This is a genomic window from Streptomyces sp. NPDC055243, assembly GCF_044544025.1.
Classification (GTDB): Bacteria; Actinomycetota; Actinomycetes; order Streptomycetales; family Streptomycetaceae; genus Streptomyces.
This window is the reverse complement of sequence record NZ_JBITWR010000026.1, coordinates 67,821-91,169: the sequence shown is the minus strand read 5'-3', so window position 1 is coordinate 91,169 and position 23,349 is coordinate 67,821. Positions and strand designations below refer to the sequence as shown.

The following is a 23,349-nucleotide window of genomic DNA, read 5'->3' as shown; positions in this document are numbered from 1 at the left end:
GACCGGGGTTCCTTCGTACCGCTGGAGGATGAGAAGGCCACGGCCGCTTCTTAGATTGGCTTTATGCCGACGGACGGACCGGGGGACGGCCGACGGAGGCGCCGACTTCAGGGCCGGGGGACGGCCCCGAAGTCGGCCGACCACACCCCCGGGGGTGGGGTTTTCCCCCGCAAAAGACTGCGCTGGGCACCAGGGTGCCGGAGCCGTCGGACGACCAGACTCTTTATGCGTAGCGAACACGCCTGACCCACCGCGCAACCGACTTAGGAGACTTACCGTGACATCGGCTGTAACCATTCCCAGGCACGGGGGCACTGGAGGGCGTACGGCCGTGGCGGCACGGGCGCGCCAGGTCGTGAAGGCGTACGGGTCCGGGGAGACCCGGGTCGTCGCGCTCGACGAGATCGACGTGGACATCGCCCGCGGGCAGTTCACCGCGATCATGGGTCCGTCCGGCTCCGGCAAGTCGACCCTGATGCACTGCCTCGCGGGCCTCGACACCGTCTCCTCCGGGCACATCTACCTCGACGAGACCGAGATCACCGGCCTCAAGGACAAGAAGCTCACGCAGCTGCGCCGGGACCGGATCGGCTTCATCTTCCAGGCGTTCAACCTGCTGCCGACGCTCAACGCCCTGGAGAACATCACGCTCCCGATGGACATCGCGGGCCGCAAGCCCGACCGCGGCTGGCTCGACCAGGTCGTGGAGACCGTCGGCCTCGCGGGCCGCCTCAAGCACCGCCCGACCGAGCTCTCCGGCGGCCAGCAGCAGCGGGTCGCCGTGGCCCGCGCCCTGGCCGCGCGCCCCGAGATCATCTTCGGTGACGAGCCGACCGGCAACCTCGACTCCCGTGCGGGCGCCGAAGTGCTGGGCTTCCTGCGCAAGTCGGTGACCGAGCTGGGCCAGACCATCGTGATGGTCACGCACGACCCGGTGGCGGCCTCGTACGCGGACCGGGTGCTGTACCTCGCGGACGGCCGCATCGTCGACGAGATGTACGCGCCGACCGCCGAGACCGTCCTCGACCGCATGAAGGACTTCGACGCCCGGGGGCGTACGTCATGACCGTCCTCAAGACCTCGATGCGCAACTTCTTCGCGCACAAGGGCCGCATGGCGCTCTCCGCCGTGGCCGTGGTCCTCTCGGTGGCGTTCGTCTGCGGCACCCTCGTCTTCTCCGACACGATGAACACGACGTTCGACAAGCTCTTCGCCGCGACGTCCGCCGATGTCACCGTCACCTCCAAGTCCGCGACGGACCCGGGCGACCGGCCCGACACGGGCAAGCCCGAGTCGATGCCCGCATCGGTCGTCGAGCAGGCGAAGAAGGCACAGGGCGCCAAGTCCGCCGAGGGCGCGGTCGTCAGCGAGAGCGTCACCGTCGTCAACTCCGAGAAGAAGAACGTGGGTCCCACCGGCGGCGGCCCGACCATGGCCGGCAACTGGACGCGCAACGAACTGCGTTCGATGGACATCACCTCCGGGCACGCCCCGCGCGGGCCCACCGACGTGATGGTCGACTCCGACACCGCCGACAAGCACCACCTCAAGATCGGTGACGAGCTGCGCACCATCGCCGTCACCGGCGACCACACCGCGAAGATCTCCGGCATAGCCACCTTCAAGGTGACCAACCCCGGCGCCGCGATCGTCTACTTCGACACCGCGACCGCACAGCGCGAACTCCTCGGCGCCACCGGCAGGTTCACACACGTCAACGTGGTCGCCGACGAGGGCGTCAGCGACACGGTCCTCAAGGGGAACGTGACGCGGGCCATGGGCGCGGACGCCTCCGCGTACAAGGTCAAGACGCAGAAGGAGAGCTCGGACGACAACCGCAAGAGCGTCAGCGGCTTCCTGGACGTCATGAAGTACGCGATGCTCGGCTTCGCCGGGATCGCCTTCCTCGTCGGCATCTTCCTCATCATCAACACCTTCTCGATGCTGGTCGCCCAGCGCACCCGCGAGATCGGCCTGATGCGCGCCATCGGATCGAGCCGCAAGCAGGTCAACCGCTCCGTGCTCGTCGAGGCGCTGCTGCTCGGTGTCTTCGGCTCGGTCCTCGGTGTCGGCGCGGGCGTCGGCCTCGCCGTCGGCCTGATGCAGCTCATGTCCGGCATGGGCATGGAACTGTCCACCCAGGACCTCACCGTCAAGTGGACGACCCCCGCGGTCGGCATGGTCCTCGGCATCGTCGTCACCGTCCTGGCCGCCTACCTCCCCGCGCGGCGCGCCGCCAAGGTCTCCCCGATGGCCGCCCTGCGCGACGCCGGGACACCGGCCGACGGCAAGGCGAGCGCCGTGCGCGCGGTCATCGGCCTGGTCCTCACCGGCGCCGGCGGCTTCGGCCTCTACACCGCGTCCCAGGCGGACAAGGCGAGCGAGGGCTCGCTCTTCCTCGGCGGCGGCGTGGTCCTGACCCTGATCGGCTTCGTCGTCATCGGCCCGGTCCTGGCCAACGGCGTGGTCCGCGTCATCAGCGCCGTACTGCTTCGGATGTTCGGCCCCATCGGGCGGATGGCCGAGCGCAACGCCCTGCGCAACCCGCGCCGCACCGGCGCCACCGGCGCGGCCCTGATGATCGGCCTCGCCCTGGTCGCCTGCCTCTCCGTGGTCGGCTCCTCGATGGTCGCCTCCGCCACGGACGAGCTCGACAAGTCGGTCGGCGCGGACTTCATCATCCAGCCCGACGGCCAGCAGGCGATCACGCCGAAGGCCGCGAAGGCCCTGGAGAAGGCCGACCACATCGCCCACATCACCCAGTACAAGGACATCAAGGCGGACCTGACCGCCGCCAACGGCAAGGTCGCCAAGGGGGTCGGCCTCAGCGCCGCCGACGCGACGTACGCCCAGGACCTGCGCAGCGAGACGGTCGCCGGCAAGCTCGCCGACGCCTACAAGCCGGACTCCATGTCGGTCGGCGCGGACTTCGCCAAGGACCACGGCATCACCGTCGGCGACAAGGTGAAGCTCGCCTTCGACCACGGCAGGACGGGCGAGATGACGGTCCGGGCCATCACGTCGAGCGACACCTCGATCGACTCGGGCGCGATGTACGTGAACCTCACGACCGCCGAGAAGTACGTGCCGGCCGACCGGATGCCGCCGAACGAGATCATGTTCGCCAAGGCGGAGAAGGGCCAGCAGGACGCGGCGTACAAGTCGCTGAAGGCGGCCATGGCCGAGTACCCGCAGTACAAGGTCATGGACCAGACCGACTTCAAGCAGACCCTGAAGGACCAGGTCGGCCAGATGCTGAACATGGTCTACGGCCTGCTCGGCCTCGCGATCATCGTCGCGATCCTGGGCGTGGTGAACACGCTGGCCCTCTCGGTGGTCGAGCGCACCCGCGAGATCGGCCTGATGCGGGCGATCGGCCTCTCGCGCCGCCAGCTGCGCCGCATGATCCGCCTGGAGTCGGTGGTCATCGCCCTCTTCGGCGCGCTGCTCGGCCTGGGCCTCGGCATGGGCTGGGGGGCCACGGCCCAGAAGCTCCTGGCCCTGGAGGGCCTGAAGGTCCTGGAGATCCCCTGGCCGACGATCCTCACCGTCTTCGTCGGCTCGGCGTTCGTGGGCCTCTTCGCGGCCCTGGTCCCCGCCTTCAGGGCGGGCAGGATGAACGTCCTGAACGCCATCGCCACCGAATAGCTCCTGCTACGGGGGTGCGGGAAGAGCGGCCCCGGCGGCGCGAGTACGCGCCGCCGGGGCCGTCTGCTTTCGGCCGGTCCGGCGACCGCCCTGTCCGACCGAGCCGCGCCTGTCACTCCGGAGTCGTACGCTGGAGATCCCCCGGCCCGTTCACGTTGCCGGGCGGTTCGCGTTGCCCTGCGCGCCCCAGAACCTGGACGGAAAGCGAAAGCCCACATGAGCCTGCACGGTCTGCTCGACGCTGTCGTCAAGGACTCCGCACTCGCCGAAGCGGTCAAGACCGCCACCGACGGCAACCGCGCCCACGTAGACCTGGTCGGTCCGCCCGCCGCGCGCCCCTTCGCCATCGCGGCCCTCGCCCGCGAGACGAACCGCACCGTCCTTGCCGTGACGGCGACCGGCCGCGAGGCCGAGGACCTGGCGGCCGCCCTGCGCACGATCATCCCGCCGGACGGAGTCGTCGAGTACCCCTCCTGGGAGACGCTCCCCCACGAGCGCCTCTCGCCGCGCTCCGACACCGTCGGCCGCCGCCTCGCCGTCCTGCGCCGCCTGGCGCACCCCCGGCCCGACGACCCCGAGACGGGCCGGGTCTCCGTCATCGTCGCCCCCGTGCGCTCGGTCCTCCAGCCGCAGGTCAAGGGCCTGGGCGACCTGGAGCCCGTGGCCCTGCGCACCGGCGAGACCACGGACCTGAACGACACCGTGGAAGCCCTCGCGGCAGCCGCGTACTCCCGCGTGGAGCTGGTCGAGAAGCGCGGCGAGTTCGCCGTGCGCGGCGGCATCCTGGACGTCTTCCCGCCGACCGAGGAGCACCCCCTGCGCGTCGAGTTCTGGGGCGACGACGTCGAGGAGATCCGCTACTTCAAGGTCGCCGACCAGCGCTCCCTGGAGGTCGCGGCGCACGGCCTGTGGGCCCCGCCCTGCCGCGAGCTGCTCCTGACGGACGACGTACGGGAACGGGCCGCCGCCCTCGCGCAGGCCCACCCCGAGCTGGGCGAGCTGCTCGGCAAGATCGCCGAGGGCATCGCCGTCGAGGGCATGGAGTCCCTCGCCCCTGTCCTGGTCGACGACATGGAGCTGCTGCTCGACGTCCTGCCGCGGGACAGCATGGCCGTGGTCTGCGACCCCGAGCGCGTGCGCACCCGCGCCTCCGACCTCGTGGCGACCTCGCAGGAGTTCCTCCAGGCCAGCTGGGCCGCGACGGCCGGTGGCGGCGAGGCCCCCATCGACGTGGGCGCCGCCTCCCTGTGGGGCATCGCGGACGTCCGCGACCACGCCCGTGACCTGGGCATGATGTGGTGGTCCGTCTCCCCCTTCGCCGCCGACGAAGACGTGGACGACGACACCCTCAAGCTCGGCATGCACGCCACCGAGACCTACCGCGGCGACACCGCGAAGGCGCTCGCCGACACCAAGGGCTGGCTGGCCGAAGGCTGGCGCACCGTCTACGTGACGGAGGGCCACGGCCCCGCGGCCCGCACCGTCGAGGTCCTGGGCGGCGAGGGCATCGCGGCCCGCCTGGACGCGGACCTCAGCGAGCTCACCCCCTCCGTCGTGCACGTCTCCTGCGGCTCGATCGACTACGGCTTCCTGGACCCGGCCCTCAAGCTCGCGGTCCTCACCGAGACCGACCTCTCCGGCCAGAAGGCGGCCGGCAAGGACGGCCAGCGGATGCCCGCGCGCCGCAGGAAGACGATCGACCCGCTGACCCTGGAGACCGGCGACTACATCGTCCACGAGCAGCACGGCGTGGGCCGCTACATCGAGATGGTGCAGCGCACCGTCCAGGGCGCGACCCGCGAATACCTGGTCGTCGAGTACGCGCCCGCCAAGCGCGGCCAGCCCGGCGACCGCCTCTACATCCCCACCGACCAGCTGGAACAGATCACCAAGTACGTCGGCGGCGAGGCCCCCACGCTGCACCGCCTGGGCGGCGCCGACTGGACGAAGACGAAGGCGCGCGCGAAGAAGGCCGTCAAGGAGATCGCCGCCGACCTCATCAAGCTCTACAGCGCCCGCATGGCGGCCCCCGGCCACGCCTTCGGCCCCGACACCCCCTGGCAGCGCGAGCTGGAGGACGCCTTCCCGTACGTGGAGACGCCCGACCAGCTGACCACCATCGCCGAGGTGAAGGACGACATGGAGAAGACGGTCCCGATGGACCGCCTGATCTGTGGCGACGTCGGCTACGGCAAGACGGAGATCGCGGTCCGCGCCGCCTTCAAGGCGGTCCAGGACGGCAAGCAGGTGGCGGTCCTGGTCCCCACCACGCTCCTGGTGCAGCAGCACTTCGGCACGTTCTCCGAGCGCTACTCCCAGTTCCCCGTGAAGGTGCGGGCGTTGAGCCGCTTCCAGACCGACACGGAGTCCAAGGCGACCCTGGAGGGCCTGCGCGACGGCTCGGTCGACATCGTGATCGGCACGCACCGCCTCTTCTCCTCCGAGACGAAGTTCAAGGACCTGGGCCTGGTCATCGTCGACGAGGAGCAGCGCTTCGGCGTCGAGCACAAGGAGCAGCTGAAGAAGCTGCGCGCGAACGTCGACGTCCTGACGATGTCGGCGACACCGATCCCGCGAACCCTCGAAATGGCCGTGACCGGCATCCGCGAGATGTCGACGATCACCACGCCTCCCGAGGAGCGCCACCCGGTCCTGACCTTCGTCGGTCCGTACGAGGAGAAGCAGATCGGCGCGGCCATCCGCCGCGAGCTGCTGCGCGAGGGCCAGGTCTTCTACATCCACAACCGCGTCGAGTCCATCGACCGGGCGGCGGCCCGCCTGCGGGACATCGTCCCCGAGGCCCGCATCGCCACCGCGCACGGCCAGATGTCCGAACAGGCCCTGGAACAAGTGGTGGTGGACTTCTGGGAGAAGAAGTTCGACGTCCTCGTCTCGACGACGATCGTCGAGTCGGGCATCGACATCTCCAACGCCAACACCCTGATCGTCGAGCGCGGCGACAACTTCGGCCTCTCCCAGCTGCACCAGCTGCGGGGCCGCGTGGGCCGAGGCCGCGAGCGCGGCTACTCCTACTTCCTCTACCCGCCGGAGAAGCCCCTCACGGAGACCGCCCACGAGCGCCTCGCCACGATCGCCCAGCACACGGAGATGGGCGCGGGCATGTACGTGGCGATGAAGGACCTGGAGATCCGCGGCGCGGGCAATCTCCTGGGCGGTGAACAGTCGGGCCACATCGCGGGCGTCGGCTTCGACCTCTACGTACGCATGGTGGGCGAGGCGGTGGCCGACTACCGCGCGTCCCTGGAGGGCGGGGTGGAGGAGGAGCCGCCGTTGGAGGTCAAGGTCGAGCTGCCGGTCGACGCGCACGTCCCGCACGACTACGCGCCCGGCGAGCGCCTGCGCCTTGCGGCCTACCGTTCCATCGCATCGGCGAGCAGCGAGCAGGACGTCAAGGCGGTGCGCGAGGAACTCACCGACCGCTACGGCAAGTTGCCCGAGCCGGTGGAGAACCTCCTCCTGGTGGCGGGCCTGCGCATGCTGGCCCGCGCGTGCGAGGTCGGCGAGATCGTGCTCCAGGGCAACAACATCCGGTTCGCCCCGGTGGAGCTGCGGGAGTCGCAGGAGCTCCGGCTCAAGCGTCTCTACCCCGGCACGGTCATCAAGGCCAACGCCCACCAGCTCCTGGTGCCGCGTCCGAAGACGGCCAAGGTCGGCGGAAAGCCGTTGGTCGGCCGCGAACTGCTCGGCTGGGTGGGGGAGTTCCTCACGACGATCGTGGGGTCGTAGCGCTCGGGCCCCGCCCTCCTTCGGGGGCGGGGGTCACGGGGTGCAGGCGTCGGCGATCGACCGGCTGTTCTCGTAGAGGTGGTGCCGCGTGATCCGGCCGTCCTCGACCGTCAGGCGCAGCGAGAAGGGGCCCTCGAAGGACTTGCCGGTGGCGCGCACGGTGCCCCAGAGGCGGCCGAAGATCACGGCTTCCGTGCCCTCGACGACGATCGTGTCGACGGTGGCGCCCGCCTTCTCCGGGACGGTGTGCGCGGCGAGTTCTTCGGCCTGGGCCGCGCACTCGGCGGCGGTGGAGCGCGGCCGGATCCACGGCACGCCCGGGTTCTCGGCCAGCAGCCAGTCGACCTCGTCGGCGAAGAGGGCGGTGAGCCCCTCGGTGTCGCCCGCCAGCCTGCACTGCAGGAAGGCCTGGACGGCGGCGCGGGTGGTGTCTTCGGTCGTCATTTCTCACTCCTCGGTCGGCGTTCCTGCGGATGAGGTCGATGGTGCCGTGCGTCCTCCGGCGGGTCGATTACGCCGGAGGTAATGCGGGGGACGATATGGTCTAAACCAGTCGCTCGGTACGGTGGCGGTGCGAGACGAAAGCGTGTGGGCCAGGGGAGGGGAAGTGCCGTGGGGCATGGGGCTGTTGTGGGGCTCGTCTGTTTTCCGGTGAAGTCGATGCTGGGGGACGAGCGGGATCACCTCGTCGTCGACGAGCGGGGCGTGGCCGGAGACCGGCTGTGGGCCCTGCGCTACGAGGACGGGAAGCTGGCGAGCGGCAAGAACCACCGCCGGTTCCGGCGGACGCCGGGGATGCTGGAGCACACCGCCGTGTACGAGGGTGACGGCCCCGTCGTCACCACGCCGGACGGCGAGACGCTGCGGCCCGGCGATCCCCGGATCGCCGAACTCTGCGGCGTAGGCGCGGAGTTGGTGCGCGAAGGCGAGACGAGCCATCAGGACGCGGGAGCCGTCTCGCTCGTCGGCACCGCCTCGCTGCGCGCGCTCGGCGAGCTGCTCGGCGACTCCGACCCCGTCGACGTACGCCGGCTGCGCAAGAACATCGTGGTCGGTACCGACGAGCCGTGGGTCGAGGAGGACTGGGTCGGCCGGGAGATCGCCTTCGACGGCGGCCTGCGGCTGCGCGTCACCGAGCGCATCGAACGCTGTGTCATGACCACCCAGGCCCAGCGCGGGCTTCCGGCGGACGGCCGCATCCTGAAGACGCTCACCGCCTCGCGCGGCATGTGCATCGGCGTGTACGCGGACGTCGTGACGCCCGGCACGCTCGCACTCGGGGCGGAGGTGACCGTCGCGTGAACCCCCGTACCAGCCGCCGTGTCACTGGAGTTCGGGCCGCGCTGCTGCTCGCGGTCCTCGCCGCCGGGTCCGTCACCGGCTGTATGCCCGAGGAGAAGGACAGCGGCTCATCCGGGCCCGACGCCAAGGCCGGGCCCGCGCTCGCCGCCGTCGACGCGCTCACCGTCAAGGGCCGCGCGCCCAAGACCGGCTACGACCGCGACCGGTTCGGCAGCCCCTGGGCCGACACGGACTCCAACGGCTGCGGCACCCGCGACGACATACTCAAGCGCGACCTGGAGGACGTGAAGTACCGCGACGGGGACTGCGAGGTCGCCTCCGGCTCGCTCTCGCCGGACCCCTACACCGGCAAGGACGTAACGTTCGTGCGCGGTCGCAGCCAGGTCGACATCGACCACCTCGTCGCCCTCTCCGACGCCTGGCAGAAGGGCGCGGGCACCTGGGAGCCGAGCAAGCGCATCGCCTTCGCCAACGATCCGCTCAACCTCCTCGCCGTCGACGCGGGCCCCAACCGCGGCAAGGGCGACGGCGACACGGCCACCTGGCTGCCGCCGGACAAGGGCTACCGGTGCGCCTACGTGGCGCGCCAGGTGGCGGTGAAGAAGAAGTACGGGGTGTGGGTGACGGGCGCCGAGCGGGACGCCATGAAGCGGGTCCTGACGGGCTGCCCGGGGGAGAAGCTGCCGGCCGGGGACAGCCCGACGGCCGCGCCCGGGCGGTTCCACGCGCGCTGAGGTCTTCCCGTACGGACGGAAAACCGCTTAACAGACGGGCCCGTGGCCGCTAGCGTCCCGGGCATGGACCTGAAGATCACGACGCTGGCCGAGCGGCCCGAACTCGCCGGGCCGCTCTGGGCGATGGACGACACCTGGCCGGAGTTCATCGGGAACGACCCCATCGCGTGGTCGATGATCGGGCGGATCGTCAAGGATCTTCCCGAGTACGTCCTGGTCGCCACGGACGCGGAGGACGCGGTCGTGGCCCGGGCGTTCAGCGTGCCGTTCGCGCTGCGGGCGGACGGACGCGGGGAGTTGCCGGACGGCGGCTGGGACCAGGTCATGCTGTGGGCGTTCTCCGACCTGCGGCACGGCAGGAAGCCCGACACGGTGAGCGCGATCGAGATCACCGTGGCGAAGTCCTTCCTCGGGCAGGGCGTCTCGGGGCGGATGCTCACCGCGATGCGCGAGAACGCACGCGCGCGCGGCTTCACGGAAGTCGTCGCTCCGGTGCGCCCGAACGCCAAGCACCTCGAACCGGCCGCGCTGATCGACACGTACGCACAGCGCAAGCGCGACGACGGTCTGCCCGCCGACCCGTGGCTGCGGGTGCACGTGCGGGCGGGCGGCACCATCGCGAAGGTGGCGCACGCGTCGATGACGGTGTCCGGTTCGACCGCGCAGTGGCGGGCGTGGACCGGCCTTCCGTTCGACACGGCGGGTCCCGTCGAGGTGCCGGGCGCGCTGGTGCCGGTGCACTGCGAGCCGGAGCGCGGGTACGCCGTGTACGTCGAGCCGAACGTGTGGGTGCGGCACGTGCTGTGAGCCCGTGCCGCGTGCCACGTGGGACCGGGAGGCTCAGCCCGCGAGCTTGTCGATGTCCATGACGTCGCCGGCGGGAGGCGTCGTGTCGACCGGCTTGTCGAAGTCGCTGAACGCGATGGTGTCCGGCGTCTTCGCGGTCTCGTTCACGACCTTCAGGAGATACGGCTTGCCCTCCGTGGCGACGTAGAGGGTGTACCGGTCGGTGCCGTCGTTCTCGGTCAGCATGAGGGCCGGTGTGCCGTCGACGGTGGTCGTCTTCCCCCTGCGGGCGGGGGAGTCGGCGCCCCTGAACTCGTCGAGCAGGACGTCCAGGTCGCAGAACCCGGTGATGTCCTTGGCGTCGGAGCCGGTCGCGGACGTCTTCACCCACTTGCCCGCGAGCATGTCCACGGCGGCCTGCGTCTCGGCCGCGGGCTCGCCCTTGCCCTGGGCGCGCAGGAACTTCTCGTCGTACTTCATGTAGACCGTCTTCGCGGTCGTGATCAGGTCGAGCGAGCCCTCCCCGCCCATCGCCATCGTGCCCGCGCAGCGGCCCTTGGTGTCGAGGGCCATGTCCAGCTCGATGGTGCCGCTCTCGTCGGGGACGCTGCCCTGCACGGTGAGGGACGAGGCGCCGGTCGTCACCTTCACGGCTTTGTCGACGATGTCGGGCCCGGACAGGCCGGGGAACGGCCCCGCCTCCTTCTTCGGCTTGGCGGCGGTCGTGGAGCCGTCCGTCTCGGTGCCGCAGGCCGTCAGGCCGACGGTCGCGGCGGCGGCCAGGCACACGGCGGCAAGAGTGGTACGTCGCATGAAGATCCCCCCACGGGATTGGAAGTGCTGCCGCCATCTCAGCAGAGCCTGTGAACCGAGTCAACACGACGACGAGTTGATGGTCTGTTAACACCCGTGAAGCGGGCGGTCCCGCATGAGGTGGGTAGGATCGGCGCCACAGCGCCGCGGGGGGTACGCGCGCGGCGGGCAGCGGGACCGAGGGGAGCCAGTCGGTGCGGGAGAACGCGACAGAGGTGACCGCCGCGGGGATCGCCCGGCTCGCCGGCGTCGGCCGGGCGGCCGTCAGCAACTGGCGCCGCCGCCACCCCGACTTCCCCAAGCCCGTCGGCGGCACCGACACCAGCCCCTCCTTCGCGCTCGCGGAGATCGAGGAGTGGCTGCGCACCCAGGGCAAGCTGGGCGAGCTGGGCGAAGTGCCGCTCAGGGAACGCGTCTGGCAGCACCTGGCGGGCCACCCCGCGGGCCCGGTCACCGCCCTCCTGCACGCGGGCTGCGCCCTGCTCCTCGTACGCGACCGCCACCCGGACTGGCTCAGGGTGAGCGCGGTGTCGGACGAACGGATGGCGGAGCTGCTCCCGGACGCGCTCGCGCAGGTCGTCACCCCGCGGTTCGGTGCGCCCGCGGCCGCCGCCCCGGGCCACGGCGGCCCGCGGCGGGCCGCCGTGGCCGTCCCGGACGCCGAGCGGCTCCTGCCCTCCGTCCCTCTCCTGCGGGGCGTGGCCGAGCTGGCCTCCGAGCTGGGCGCCCGGCAGACGTACGAGTTCCTGATCGGGCGGCACATCGACGCCAACCCCCGGCAGTACACGCTCACTCCGGCCGGTCCCGCCGACCTGATGGCCGCGCTCGCCGAGCCCGCGCTCGCCGGTCCCGCGCCGACCGTGCTCGACCCGGCCTGCGGCACCGGCGCCCTGCTGCGAGCCGTCGCGCCCCGGCCGGGGCAGCGCCTCTACGGCCAGGACGGCGCCCCCGAACTCGCCGCCCTCACCGCCCTGCGCCTGGCCCTGCACTCCGACGCCACCGTGCGCGCCGCCGCCGCCGACACCTTGCGCGCGGACGCCTTCGGCGAGGCACGGGCCGACGCCGTGCTCTGCCACCCGCCGTTCAACGAGCGCAACTGGGGGCACGACGAACTCGCCTACGACCCCCGCTGGGAGTACGGCTTCCCGGCCCGTACGGAGTCCGAACTCGCCTGGGTCCAGCACGCGTTGGCCCGCCTCCGGGACGGCGGCACCGCCGTCCTGCTGATGCCGCCCGCCGCCGCGTCGCGCCGCTCGGGGCGCCGGGTGCGCGCCGACCTCCTGCGCCGCGGCGCCCTGCGCGCCGTCATCGCGCTGCCCGCCGGTGCCGCGCCCCCGTACAACATCCCGCTGCACGTGTGGGTCCTCAAGCGCCCGGTGCCGGACGGGCAGGCCTCGCCCGAGCTGCTCCTCGTCGAGACGGCGGGGCTCGCCGCCGCCGACGGCAGGGACCGGCAGGCGTGGCGGCCGGTGCAGGACGCCGTGCTGGACGTCTGGCGGCGCTTCGACCGGCACGGCACGGTCGAGGAACAGCCGGGGCTCGCCCGCTGCGTGCCGGTGCTCGAACTCCTCGACGACGAGGTCGACCTGGCCCCGGCCCGCCGCCTGCCGCCACCGGCCACGGACGGCGGCGCCGAGGAGCTGACCGCTGTTCGCGAACGGCTCGGGGACGCGGTGCGCCGCACGGCGGAGCTCATGCCGCCGCCCGCGCAGGCGGGTGACGCGACCCGGGGGCCGGTCACCACCGTGGGCGAACTCGCCCGCGCGGGCGCGCTGTCGCTGCGTACGGCGACGGGGTCCGGGGGCGGGGCGCCCGGGGTCACGCGGGTCCTCACCGAGCACGACGTGCTGGCCGGAACGGAACCCTCCGGCTCCGTCGACCCGTCGGCCGACCGGGCCGACTCCGTGGTGACCCGCCCCGGCGACGTCGTCATCCCGCTCTCCGGCGCCACCACCACCGCCCGCGTCGTCGACGAGGCCACGGCGGGCGCCGCGCTCGGCCGGGGGCTCACCCTCCTGCGCCCCGACCCGGCGGCCCTGGACCCGTGGTTCCTCGCCGGCTTCCTGCGGGGCACCGCCAACAACCGCCAGGCGAGCAGCTATGCGTCCACCGCGGCCCGGCTCGACGTCCGCCGCATCCGCCTTCCGCGCCTGCCGCTCGACGGGCAGCGCGCCTACGGAGAGCGCTTCCGGGCGCTCGCCGCCTTCGAGGACGCCCTGCGGCTCGCGGGCAGGCTGGGCGAGCAGTTGGTGCGGGGCCTGCACGACGGACTGACGGACGGCACGCTTCCGCCGGAGTGACAGGACCGGGTTCCGCCGAAGTGGCACGACCGGGTTCCGCCGGGGGCCGCGATCGGGACGTGACCAGTACGGCAACGGTTCGGTACAACCCTGGACCGCTTCTCCTTGTCGGCCTATACGCTCGAATCTGCATCCTTTCGTATTTCGACTTTCGGCCGCGCGTTCCTCCAGGCGAACGTGCGGCCGCATCAGGCACCAGGAGCAGCCATGCACGGCCACGGCTACGCGCCGCAGCAACCGCCGCCGACCTCCGGCGGCACTCATGTGACGCTGCGCGTGATGTTCGTGGTCCTCGCCGTCGTGACGTGCGGTCTGCTCGCCTGGGCGCCGATGCTGCGGCTCGCGATCGTGACGCGCAAGGCGTACGACTGGGCCTTCTTCGGCCTGGTGACCGCGCTCGACGTGACGGCCCTCGTGCTCGTCGGCGTCGACCCGGGCGAGGACGAGTTCCAGGGCCCCGGCAGCGCGGGCATGGTGATCCTGCTGAGCACGCTGGTCGCGGTGATCGCCTACTACTTGTTCGCGGACATCCGGCACTTCAGCCGCCACCGGCAGCCGCAGTACGTGGGCTACGCAGGGCCGCAGCCCACGTACGGCTATCCGCAGCAGCAGGGACCCGCCCCCGTCCACCTCCAGCCCACGCAGCAGCACCAGCCGCCGGTCCAGCCGACGCAGCAGCACCAGCCGCCGGTCCAGCAGACGCCGCCCCCGCCCACGCGCCCCGCACCGGCCCGCATCCACCAAGTACAGGCCGAGCTCGACGAGCTCAGTGACTACCTGCGCAAGCAGGAAGGCGGCAACTGACCGTGTCACTGGGGACGGGCGGCCGTGTGGTCGCCGGGCGCTACGAACTCTCCACGCTCATCGGCCAGGGCGGCATGGGCCAGGTCTGGACGGCGTACGACCAACGCCTCGACCGCCGCGTCGCGGTCAAGCTGCTCCGCCCCGACCGGGTCGCGGGCGCCGAGGCCGAGGAGCTGCGCCGCCGCTTCGTGCGCGAGTGCCGCGTCACCGCACAGGTCGACCACCCGGGCCTGGTCACCGTCCACGACGCGGGCACGGAGGGCGAGGACCTCTACCTCGTCATGCAGTACGTGGACGGGGCGGACCTCGGCGACCACCTCGCCGAGCACGACCCCTACCCGTGGCAGTGGGCCGTCGCGATCGCGGCCCAACTGTGCGCCGTGCTCTCCGCGGTGCACGCCGTGCCGATCGTGCACCGCGACCTCAAGCCGCGGAACGTGATGGTCAAGCAGGACGGCACCGTGGCCATCCTCGACCTGGGCATCGCCTCGGTGATGGACACCGACACCACCCGCCTCACCCACACCGGCTCGCCCATCGGCAGCCCCGCGTACATGGCGCCCGAGCAGGCGATGGGCGGCGCGGTCGGCCCGTACACCGACCTGTACGCCCTGGGCGTCCTGCTGCACGAACTCCTCAGCGGCGACGTGCCGTTCAGCGGCTCGACCGCGCTCGGCGTGCTCCACCGCCACCTCTACGAACCGCCGCTCCCGGTCCGCCGGCTGCGCGCCGAGGTCCCCGAGGCCCTCGAAGCCCTGGTGCTCCGGCTCCTGGCCAAGGACCCCCAGCACCGGCACGCCAGCGCCCAGGAGGTCTACGAGGAACTGGCCCCGCTCCTTCCCGCGCGCGGCATCCCGACCGGCGGCCCGCTCGACCCGACCCGCCCCTTCCTGCGCCCGCACGCGCCGTGGCCCGACCGCGCCGCGACACCGGCGTCGGCCCCCGACATCCAGCCGGACCGGCCCGGCCAGAGCCAGGTCCCGGGCGGTCCCGGCAGCCAGACGGACGTCGTGCGCGCGGTCGACGAGGTCAAGCGGCTCCTGGGCGAGGGCCGCATCACCCAGGCCGTGGACATCCTCGGCTCGATCCTGCCCGCGGCCGCAGCCAAGCACGGCGAGCACTCCCCGGTGGTCCGCTCCCTGCGCAAGCAGTACGCGGCGACGCTGATGGACGACGGCCAGTACCGCCGCGCCCTGCCCGAACTGCGCCGCCTCGCCGACGAGCGCGCCGCCGAGTCGGGCCAGGCCGACCCGCACTCGCTCCAGTTCCGCTACGAGGCCGCGCAGTGCCTCGAACAGCTCGGCGAACCGGCGGCGGCACTCGCGGAGTACCGCGCCCTCCTGCCGTACTACGAGAACCGCTACGCGTCGGACGACCGCGAGCGCCCCCTCGACATCCGCCGCCGCATCGGCCACCTGCTCCTGGCCCTGGGCGACCGGGCGGCGGCCCACGACACGCTGGCGCGGCTGCTCATGGACGCCGAGCGGATGCACGGAGTGGGGCATCCGTTCCCCGCGGAGATCCGGCGGACGTTGCAGTGGCTAGGACAAGTGCGCGGGTAGTGACGGCTCGGCGCGGGGGTGCCCCAACCGGTGCCCCAACTCTTCGAGAATCGTTGGTCGAATAGGTGGCCGAGAGACCGGCCACTCCCTAACATCGATCACCGCAAGACTTTGTGCACCGCCGCACAATCTCTCGACCGGGAGGCTCACTTGCACCGCCGCCGTCGCACCGCGCTCACCCTCTCCGCCGCCGCGATCGCCGCGGCCCCTCTCCTCACGGCCTGCGGCAGCGAGGCGCATCCGGGCGCCGCGGCCGTCGTGGGCAACGACCGGATCACGGTCTCGCAGCTGGAGGGCCGGGTGAACGAGGTGCGTGACGCGCAGCGCGCGGCGATCCCGGACGAGCAGCAGTACGAGCAGGCGATCGCCAAGACCGGCGGCCTCACGCGCAGCACGCTGCACACGATGGTCCTGGACAAGGTGCTGCACCAGGCTGCGTCCGACGCCGGGGTGAAGGTCACGCGCCGCGACATCCAGACGATGAGAGCGGGCCTGGAACAGCAGGCGGGCGGCAAGAAGGCGCTCGAACAGGGCTGGCTCCAGCAGTACAGCGTCGCCCCGTCCCGCCTGGAGGAAAGCCTCCGTACGGAGATCGAGGCGCAGAAGCTGGCGAAGAGGCTGGGCGCGGACATGAACGCCCCGGAGGGCCAGGAGGCCTTCTGGAAGGAACTCTCCAAGGCCTCCAAGAAGCTGGACGTGGACCTGAACCCGCGGTACGGCACGTGGGACGTGGAGAAGAACAAGCGCACGGACACGAAGACGCCGTGGGTGCGCGAGGTCTCCGGGGACGGTGCCGCGGCGCCCAAACAGGCGTAGGGGGAGTCCGGGTAGCCCGAGCGGACGTGAGGAGGGGGCTGTCGGCGCCGTGGGTTACGTTCGACGGGTGAACGAAACCACGCTCCCGGCCGACGCCCCCGGCCGCGTCATCCTCCTCACCACCAGCCACCGGGTGGCCCCCGGCCTGCTGTCCTGGCCCGCGTGGCAGGCCCTGCACGGGGCGGACGAGGTGCTGTGCGCCGACGCGGACCACCCCCAGCTGCCGTATCTGCGCGAGGCGGGCGTGGCGGTGGACCAGGCGTCGCCCACGGCCCAGGAACTGGTGGACGCCTGCTCCGGCGGCCGCACGGTCCTGGTCGTCGCCACGGCCGAGGGCGACCGCGCCCTGACGGACGGCCTGGCCAGGCTCGCGGGCTCGGGCCGCGTGTCGATGCCGGACCTGGAACTGCTCCCGGCGTCGTACGACCTGCCGGGCGCGCGGCTCCTGGACCTGGTCCAGGTCATGGACCGCATCCGCGTCGAGTGCCCGTGGTCCTCCCAGCAGACGCACAAGGGCCTGGCGAAGTACGCGATCGAGGAGGCGTACGAACTCGTCGAGGCGATCGAGGAGGGCGACAGGGATGAGCTCCGGGAGGAGCTGGGCGACGTCCTGCTCCAGGTGGTCTTCCACGCGCGCATCGCCGAGGAGGACGAGGAGTCCCCCTTCTCCGTGGACGACGTGGCGGGCACGCTCGTCGAGAAGCTGATCCACCGTCACCCGCACATCTTCGGCGACGACTCGGCGGACACCCCCGAGGACGTGAAGGCGCACTGGCTGCGTACCAAGGCTGAGGAGAAGCAGCGCTCGTCCCTGACGGAGGGCATCCCCCTGGGTCAGCCGGGCCTCGCCCTGGCGGCAAAGCTGGCTTCACGGGTGCGGACGGCGGGCCTCGAGGTGCCGCTGCCCTCGGGCGAGGGCGTCGGATACGAACTCCTCGCGCTTGCCCTGCGGTCCGAGGCACAGGGCGTCGACCCGGAGGCGGCGCTGCGGGTCGCGGCGCGGGCTTACCGGGACGCGGTTCGCGCTGCCGAGGGCACGGGGGCTGAGTACCTTTGAGATAGGGCAGTTCGAGATGCGTGGGGGCGTGCGTGGAACCGGAGTTGGAGGAGCTCGCGGCTTCGGCGGCACGGGCCCTGCTCGTGGCGTCCCGGACGCCGCGGTGGCGGGAAGTGGCCCTCCGGGTGACGCTGCTGCTCCGGGAGGTCGGGCTGCACGAAGGCTGGATCGGGCTCCCCACGACGGGCGGTTACGAGTGGCCTCCGAGTCGGCGGATCATGGAAGAGTGGCAGGGACGGATGGGGCGCCTGCTGGTCTCCAACCCCGGCTCCGCCGCCGAACTGCGAGGCATCGTGGCCGAGTTCGGCAGCGGGGACGTGCCCGCGCGCCGTGCCGACTTCTGCCCGAACGGGCACCTGGTCGGCGCCTCCGGCTGGTGTCCGCTCTGCGCGGCCCCGACCCCGGCTCCGACCCCGACCCCGGCTCCGACCCCGGCCCCGGCCCCGGACACCACCAACACCGTCTCCGGCGGCACCGTGCACGGCGCGGTGATCCAGTCGCGGGAGATCGACTCGGTCGTGGTGAACACCGCGCCCGTCGTCGCGGGCGACCACGTCGACTTCGGCGACGGCACCTTCAACGGCCCCACGATCGGCGTCCAGTACAACCACTACGGCCCACGGCCGGACAACGCCCCCGCGGCGGCGACCGGCTGGCCCCGCGTCGACCAACTGCGGCGCCTGGCCCTCGGCGTGCGCCCCACCCGGCGGTTCGGCGACGAGCCGAGCCTGCCGCCGTACGTTCCGCGCGACTGCCACGGAGAGCTGACGGGCCTGGTCGCTCAGGCCGTGGCCAAGGGCGGCCTGGTCGTCGTCACGGGCGAGCCGCTCTCCGGCAAGACGATGACGGCATGGGCCGCGCTGCGCGGCGCCGTCGCGGACGACACCAGGGTCTACGCCCCGGACGCGGGGGCCGACCTGCGCGACCTCCCCGCCCGGCTCCGGGGTCGTGACGCCAAGGGCACGTACGTGGTGTGGCTCGACGACCTGGACGGCCACCTCGGCGAGCACGGCCTCACCGCGGGGCTCCTCGCCCACCTCACGCATGAGGGCTTCCTCGTACTCGCCACGATGAACGACGAGGCGTACGACACCCACCGCTTCGGGGGCAGCCCCGCGTCCCGCGTCCTGAGCGCGGCCCGCACGGTGGAGGTGCCGGTCCAGTGGAGTCCGGCGGAGCTCGCGCGGCTCGCGCAGGCCGACGATCCGCGGCTCGTGGACGCCCTGCGGTGGCGCGGCGAGCGGGGGGTCGGCGAATTCCTCGTCATCGGGCCGGAGTTGTGGGACGAGTGGCGCCGGGCGCGGCGGCCCGCCGCGCAGCCGCTGGGGCATCTGCTGGTGAGGGCCGCGATCGACCTCGCCCGGTGCGGGATCGAGGACGTACCGGAAGAGCTGCTGGAAGCGGTGTGCGCCGTCTACGGCTCCGTCCTTGAGGACGCCGACTCCGAGGCGGTCGGCCAAGCGCTCTCCTGGGCGACCGAGCCTCGGCAGGGCATCACCGGGCTGCTGGTGTCGGACGACGAACGGGGCACCTGGCGGGTCTACGGCTCGCTCGTCGCGGACGCCGTCCGCTCTACGGACATCGCGCCGGTTCCGCTCATGGTCTGGCTCCAGGCTCTCGGAACGGCGGAGGACGACGCGCTCTCGTTCGACGCGGTGGCGGAGGCCGCCCGGCGGATCCTGACGCCGCGCGCCGCGCAAGAGGACGGCGACGCTCTGACGGCGCTCGGCATGCTGGCCGCCGCGGAGGACGACGAGGAGGGCGCGGTGGAGTGGCTGCGCAAGGCGGCGGACTCCGGGAGCCTCGTCGGGGCCGGGGCGCTGGGCGATCTCCTCTTCTTCCAGGGCAGGGACGCCGAAGCCATCCCGTACCTGGAGCGGGCCGTGGCGGGGGACTGGCCCGACGTCGAGGCCACGCTCGGCCGCGCCCACCAGAACCGCGCCGTCCACTACCTCCGCCGGGCCGAGGCCTCGGGCAACGCCGATGCCGGGCGGCGCCTGAAGGGCCCCCTCGCCCCGCCCGACCAGGGATCGGCCCCCGGCTAGGGATACCGTCGACCCCATGCAAGACCAGCCGCCCGCCCCCGCAGAGGCGACCCCCGCAGCCTGCCCCGCAGGGGCCGCGTCCCCGGCGCCCGACGCCCAGGGGCCCGAGCTCTTCACCTGGGAGTTCGCCACCGATCCCTACCCCGCCTACGCCTGGCTGCGCGAGCACGCACCCGTGCACAAGACCCGGCTGCCCAGCGGTGTGGAGGCCTGGCTGGTCACGCGGTACGCCGACGCCAAGCAGGCGCTCGCCGACCCCCGGCTCAGCAAGAATCCGGCCCATCACGGCGAGCCCGCGCACGCGAAGAGCAAGACCGGCATCCCGGGCGAGCGCAGCGCGAACCTCATGACCCATCTGCTCAACATCGACCCGCCGGACCACACGCGGCTGCGGCGCCTGGTCTCCAAGGCCTTCACTCCCCGCCGTATCGCCGCATTCGCGCCGCGCGTGCAGGAGTTGACCGACCGGCTCATCGACCAGTTCGTGGAGAAGGGGGAGGCCGACCTCATCCACGACTTCGCCTTCCCGCTGCCCATCTACGCCATCTGCGATCTGCTCGGCGTCCCCCGCGAGGACCAGGACGACTTCCGCGACTGGGCGGGGATGATGATCCGCCACGGCGGAGGGCCCAGGGGAGGGGTCGCCCGGTCCGTGAAGAAGATGCGCGGCTACCTCGCCGAGCTGATCCACCGCAAGCGCCTCGAACCGGGCGACGACCTCATCTCCGGGCTCATCCGCGCCTCCGACCACGGCGAGCACCTCACCGAGAACGAGGCCGCCGCGATGGCGTTCATCCTTCTCTTCGCCGGGTTCGAGACCACCGTCAACCTCATCGGGAACGGGACGTACGCCCTCCTGACCCACCCCGAGCAGCGCGAGCAGCTCCAGGACTCTCTCAAGGACGGCGACACCGCCCTCCTGGAGACCGGGCTCGAGGAGCTCCTGCGCTTCGACGGTCCCGTGGAGCTCGCCACCTGGCGGTTCGCCACCGAGGCGCTGACCGTCGGAGGGGAGGACATCGCCGCCGGCGACCCCGTCCTCGTCGTGCTCGCCGCCGCCGATCGCGACCCGGAACGGTTCCGGTATCCGGACACGATCGACCTCGCCCGCCGCGACAACCAACACCTCGGCTACGGCCATGGCATTCATTACTGTCTCGGCGCACCGCTCGCCCGGCTCGAAGGCCAGGCCGCCCTCGCGACCCTCCTGCGGCGCCTGCCTGACCTGCGACTCGCGGTGGAACCTGGTGATTTGAGGTGGCGTGGCGGGCTCATCATGCGCGGACTCCGCACGCTGCCCGTGGAGTTCACACCCGCACAGCAGAGCAAATATTCGACACCTGGAGAGACGTTTAACTGACGGACCGTCAAGACTGTGACTTTCACGTGATCTCCGCTGCATCGACTTGTGACAAGCGTTCGACTGCCGCTACGTTCACCGACGACTCGGCATCCCGTGCCGCAGTCGTCGCTCCAGTCACGCGAAAGGCAACCGCATGCTCTCCGGCAATGGTCGTCACCGACGCCCCCGCCAGGCCCCGGCCCTGATCGTCGCGGCAGGAGTCGCAGGATCGGCCATCGCGATCCCGCTGCTCGGTGCCACCAGCGCGAGCGCGGCGGACACCGCCACGTGGGACAAGCTCGCGGAGTGCGAGAGCGGCGGGTCCTGGAGCGCGGACGCGGGCAACGGGTACTACGGCGGGCTCCAGTTCTCGCAGCAGGTCTGGGAGGAGTACGGCGGCCTCGACTTCGCGCCGAGCGCCGACCTGGCCAGCCGCTCGCAGCAGATATCCGTCGCCGAGAAGGTCCTCGACGACCAGGGGACCAGCGCCTGGCCGAGCTGCGCGCCGATCGCCGGTCTCACCCAGGACGGCGCCGCCGCGGACGTCGACCCGGGCGCTCCGATCACGACGATTCCTTCCGACGAGTCGACCGAGTCCGGTGAGTCGGCCGAGCCGGACGAATCGGACGAGCCGAGTAAGTCGCCGAGCGAGTCGGCCGACTCCGCGGACGGCACCAAGTCTTCGGAGAAGCCCTCGGACAAGTCCTCCGAGAAGCCGGGCGCCGATGAGGACGATGACGCCGACGCCGACGCGCGAGACAAGAATCACGACGAGCCGGGCAACTCGGGCGAGTCGGATGACCCGGGCAAGTCCGGGCAGAGCGATGAAACTTCGCCCACTCCCACCCCCTCCTCCGGCGCGGGCGAGGGCCGTCACCGCGGCGACAGCGCGGACGACAAGCCCTCCGACGACACCTCCCGCGAGGGCTCGGGTCGGCACGCCTCCCGCGGCGAGGAGCGTCAGCAGGACGGCTCCGACGGGACGTACACGGTCCGTTCCGGAGACAGCCTCTCGCTCATCGCCGACGACCTCGACGTGAAGGGCGGGTGGACCGAGCTGTACTCCGAGAACGAGAAGTCCGTCGGCTCCGACCCCGATCTCATCCTTCCCGGTCAGAGCCTCGATTTGGGCGAAAAGTAGGGGTAGTTGACGACTCGTTTTGCGCTTGATGTCCCAATTGGCGCAAGTGAGAGATGGGTCTCAGAAGCCCTGATCGTCTTTGAGTTTCTCCCGATCGCATGACTACGGTCGGGACCGCTCGCCACAGCGGGCCCCGCCGGTCGGTACGCCGAGTCCTGCCAACGGCCGTTCGGGAACAGTCGTCGCGTAAGCGCCGTAGGCAGGAGCGGGGGACCCAAGGTTTCCGCCGGGACCGGATGTCGAGCGTCGCGAGAGCGAGGCCGACGGAAGGAAACGGCTAGGGGTTAAGTCGCGCTTCAAGGAAGCGCGGCCGGGCAACTTCATCGGCCCGAACCCGACAGCTCACCTCGCAGGCGTCGGTGAGGGGATCACTCATGCTGTTTTCCAGCAAGGGCAAGCACCGCCGCCCGTCCAAGGCCACCCGTGTCGCCACGCTCGCAGGCGTCACCGGTGTCGCCGTCGCCGCCCCGCTGATGGCGGCCGGCTCGGCCTCCGCCGCGACCGGCTCCGAGTGGGACGCCGTCGCCCAGTGCGAGTCCGGCGGCAACTGGTCCATCAACACCGGCAACGGCTACACGGGCGGCCTGCAGTTCTCGTCGTCCACGTGGGCCGCGTACGGCGGCACGAAGTACGCGCCCACCGCCGACAAGGCCTCCAAGGCCCAGCAGATCGAGATAGGCGAGAAGGTCCTCGCGGGCCAGGGCAAGGGTGCCTGGCCGAGCTGCGGCGTCGGCCTCTCGGGCGCCTCCTACGAGGGTGGCGGTGCGCAGGAGAGCGCCCCGCAGCAGACCCAGGAGCAGCCCAAGAGCCAGCCCAGCGCCCAGACCGAGCAGCCGCAGCAGGCCGCTCCGAAGGCCGAGGCCCCCAAGGCCGAGGCTCCGAAGACCGAGTCCAAGAAGACCGTCGAGACCCCGACCGGCAAGACGGTCAAGAAGGGCGACGGCGAGTACAAGGTCAAGAAGGGTGACACCCTCTCCAAGATCGCCGAGGCGAAGGACGTCAAGGGCGGCTGGCACAAGGTGTACAAGCTCAACGGCGACATCATCGACAACGCCGACATGATCTACCCGGGCCAGCAGCTCCACCTCAGCTAAGAGCTGACGGCGGCGGCGCCTCGGCGGAGGCGTCGCCCCACCCCCGTCCCCACGGGCCCTCCCCGCCCCGGTGCGCGTATCCCCCGTACGCACCGGGGCGGGGTCATGTGCGCCCTCCACGCTTTGTTCCGTTCGGAAACATTTTGCTCTCGGTTTGT

Annotated in this window: 17 protein-coding genes and 1 riboswitch; of the genes, 15 read left to right on the top strand and 2 right to left on the bottom strand. The window is 71.7% G+C overall.

Annotated elements, in window-relative coordinates; all coding sequences use genetic code 11:
- Window positions 1–277 precede the first annotated feature (277 nt).
- The 3 genes from ACIGXX_RS42165 (at window position 278) to mfd (ending at window position 7,395) form a co-directional block, all read left to right on the top strand.
- A complete protein-coding gene (locus ACIGXX_RS42165; protein WP_351163002.1) occupies window positions 278–1,066 on the top strand; it encodes an ABC transporter ATP-binding protein in 789 nt (262 codons plus the stop codon).
- On the top strand, window positions 1,063–3,648 hold the full coding sequence (locus tag ACIGXX_RS42160; RefSeq protein ID WP_351163004.1) for an FtsX-like permease family protein: 2,586 nt from the start codon (window positions 1,063–1,065) through the stop codon (window positions 3,646–3,648). Before ACIGXX_RS42165 ends, ACIGXX_RS42160 begins: the two co-directional genes overlap by 4 nt.
- A 216-nt stretch (window positions 3,649–3,864) precedes the next feature.
- On the top strand, window positions 3,865–7,395 hold the full coding sequence (gene mfd, locus ACIGXX_RS42155) for a transcription-repair coupling factor (protein WP_351163006.1): 3,531 nt from the start codon (window positions 3,865–3,867) through the stop codon (window positions 7,393–7,395).
- A 33-nt stretch (window positions 7,396–7,428) separates the two neighbouring features.
- Here the strand turns inward: mfd and ACIGXX_RS42150 are convergent, their stop codons facing one another.
- Complete coding sequence (locus tag ACIGXX_RS42150; RefSeq protein ID WP_399984258.1) at window positions 7,429–7,839, bottom strand: nuclear transport factor 2 family protein; 411 nt, start codon at window positions 7,837–7,839, stop codon at window positions 7,429–7,431.
- A gap of 81 nt (window positions 7,840–7,920) precedes the next feature.
- On the opposite strand from ACIGXX_RS42150, the gene ACIGXX_RS42145 reads away from it, so the two are divergent.
- The 3 genes from ACIGXX_RS42145 (at window position 7,921) to ACIGXX_RS42135 (ending at window position 10,238) form a co-directional block, all read left to right on the top strand.
- The gene (locus ACIGXX_RS42145; RefSeq protein WP_399984255.1) at window positions 7,921–8,697 is read left to right on the top strand and encodes an MOSC domain-containing protein; all 777 of its coding nucleotides are present in this window, start codon (window positions 7,921–7,923) and stop codon (window positions 8,695–8,697) included.
- Between the two features lie 83 nt (window positions 8,698–8,780).
- Window positions 8,781–9,431, top strand: coding sequence for an HNH endonuclease family protein (locus ACIGXX_RS42140; protein WP_361470067.1), 651 nt, complete (start codon window positions 8,781–8,783; stop codon window positions 9,429–9,431).
- A gap of 63 nt (window positions 9,432–9,494) precedes the next feature.
- Entirely contained in the window at window positions 9,495–10,238 is a 744-nt protein-coding gene (locus tag ACIGXX_RS42135) for an N-acetyltransferase (protein WP_361470021.1), read from the top strand.
- Between the two features lie 33 nt (window positions 10,239–10,271).
- Here the strand turns inward: ACIGXX_RS42135 and ACIGXX_RS42130 are convergent, their stop codons facing one another.
- Window positions 10,272–11,030, bottom strand: coding sequence for a hypothetical protein (locus tag ACIGXX_RS42130; protein ID WP_351163016.1), 759 nt, complete (start codon window positions 11,028–11,030; stop codon window positions 10,272–10,274).
- Window positions 11,031–11,224: 194 nt separating this feature from the next.
- Here ACIGXX_RS42130 and ACIGXX_RS42125 point away from each other — a divergent pair, with 194 nt between their 5' ends.
- The 9 genes from ACIGXX_RS42125 to ACIGXX_RS42085 all read left to right on the top strand — a co-directional run bounded on the left by ACIGXX_RS42125 (window position 11,225) and on the right by ACIGXX_RS42085 (window position 23,191).
- Window positions 11,225–13,330, top strand: a complete 2,106-nt coding sequence (locus tag ACIGXX_RS42125) for an N-6 DNA methylase (protein WP_351163019.1) — start codon at window positions 11,225–11,227, stop codon at window positions 13,328–13,330.
- A gap of 207 nt (window positions 13,331–13,537) precedes the next feature.
- Window positions 13,538–14,134 (top strand): hypothetical protein, encoded by a 597-nt coding sequence (locus tag ACIGXX_RS42120; RefSeq protein ID WP_351163021.1) that lies wholly within the window; start codon window positions 13,538–13,540, stop codon window positions 14,132–14,134.
- A gap of 74 nt (window positions 14,135–14,208) precedes the next feature.
- Window positions 14,209–15,696 (top strand): protein kinase, encoded by a 1,488-nt coding sequence (locus ACIGXX_RS42115; protein WP_383819369.1) that lies wholly within the window; start codon window positions 14,209–14,211, stop codon window positions 15,694–15,696.
- A gap of 150 nt (window positions 15,697–15,846) precedes the next feature.
- Window positions 15,847–16,512: a SurA N-terminal domain-containing protein gene (locus ACIGXX_RS42110; protein ID WP_351163023.1), complete on the top strand. Its 666-nt coding sequence runs from the start codon at window positions 15,847–15,849 to the stop codon at window positions 16,510–16,512.
- 67 nt (window positions 16,513–16,579) lie between these two features.
- Entirely contained in the window at window positions 16,580–17,569 is a 990-nt protein-coding gene (locus ACIGXX_RS42105) for a nucleoside triphosphate pyrophosphohydrolase (RefSeq protein WP_399984248.1), read from the top strand.
- A gap of 32 nt (window positions 17,570–17,601) precedes the next feature.
- The gene (locus tag ACIGXX_RS42100; RefSeq protein ID WP_399984245.1) at window positions 17,602–19,614 is read left to right on the top strand and encodes a tetratricopeptide repeat protein; all 2,013 of its coding nucleotides are present in this window, start codon (window positions 17,602–17,604) and stop codon (window positions 19,612–19,614) included.
- A gap of 16 nt (window positions 19,615–19,630) precedes the next feature.
- Entirely contained in the window at window positions 19,631–20,974 is a 1,344-nt protein-coding gene (locus ACIGXX_RS42095; RefSeq protein WP_399984241.1) for a cytochrome P450, read from the top strand.
- A gap of 136 nt (window positions 20,975–21,110) precedes the next feature.
- Window positions 21,111–22,097, top strand: a complete 987-nt coding sequence (locus ACIGXX_RS42090) for a transglycosylase family protein (protein WP_399984238.1) — start codon at window positions 21,111–21,113, stop codon at window positions 22,095–22,097.
- Between the two features lie 181 nt (window positions 22,098–22,278).
- Window positions 22,279–22,468, top strand: a riboswitch (cyclic di-AMP (ydaO/yuaA leader).
- A gap of 3 nt (window positions 22,469–22,471) precedes the next feature.
- Entirely contained in the window at window positions 22,472–23,191 is a 720-nt protein-coding gene (locus ACIGXX_RS42085; protein ID WP_351163036.1) for a transglycosylase family protein, read from the top strand.
- Window positions 23,192–23,349: the final 158 nt, after the last annotated feature.

Excerpts from the sequence above, each read along its gene's own strand:
- ACIGXX_RS42140 (WP_361470067.1), top strand. The coding sequence starts at position 8,781 with ATGCCCGAGGAGAAGGACAGCGGCTCATCCGGGCCCGACGCCAAGGCC.
- ACIGXX_RS42095 (WP_399984241.1), top strand. The coding sequence starts at position 19,631 with ATGCAAGACCAGCCGCCCGCCCCCGCAGAGGCGACCCCCGCAGCCTGC.
- ACIGXX_RS42135 (WP_361470021.1), top strand. The coding sequence starts at position 9,495 with ATGGACCTGAAGATCACGACGCTGGCCGAGCGGCCCGAACTCGCCGGG.
- ACIGXX_RS42090 (WP_399984238.1), top strand. The coding sequence starts at position 21,111 with ATGCTCTCCGGCAATGGTCGTCACCGACGCCCCCGCCAGGCCCCGGCC.
- ACIGXX_RS42150 (WP_399984258.1), bottom strand. The coding sequence starts at position 7,839 with ATGACGACCGAAGACACCACCCGCGCCGCCGTCCAGGCCTTCCTGCAG.
- ACIGXX_RS42130 (WP_351163016.1), bottom strand. The coding sequence starts at position 11,030 with ATGCGACGTACCACTCTTGCCGCCGTGTGCCTGGCCGCCGCCGCGACC.
- ACIGXX_RS42145 (WP_399984255.1), top strand. The coding sequence starts at position 7,921 with ATGCGGGGGACGATATGGTCTAAACCAGTCGCTCGGTACGGTGGCGGT.
- ACIGXX_RS42120 (WP_351163021.1), top strand. The coding sequence starts at position 13,538 with ATGCACGGCCACGGCTACGCGCCGCAGCAACCGCCGCCGACCTCCGGC.
- ACIGXX_RS42115 (WP_383819369.1), top strand. The coding sequence starts at position 14,209 with ATGGGCCAGGTCTGGACGGCGTACGACCAACGCCTCGACCGCCGCGTC.
- ACIGXX_RS42160 (WP_351163004.1), top strand. The coding sequence starts at position 1,063 with ATGACCGTCCTCAAGACCTCGATGCGCAACTTCTTCGCGCACAAGGGC.
- ACIGXX_RS42085 (WP_351163036.1), top strand. The coding sequence starts at position 22,472 with ATGCTGTTTTCCAGCAAGGGCAAGCACCGCCGCCCGTCCAAGGCCACC.
- mfd (WP_351163006.1), top strand. The coding sequence starts at position 3,865 with ATGAGCCTGCACGGTCTGCTCGACGCTGTCGTCAAGGACTCCGCACTC.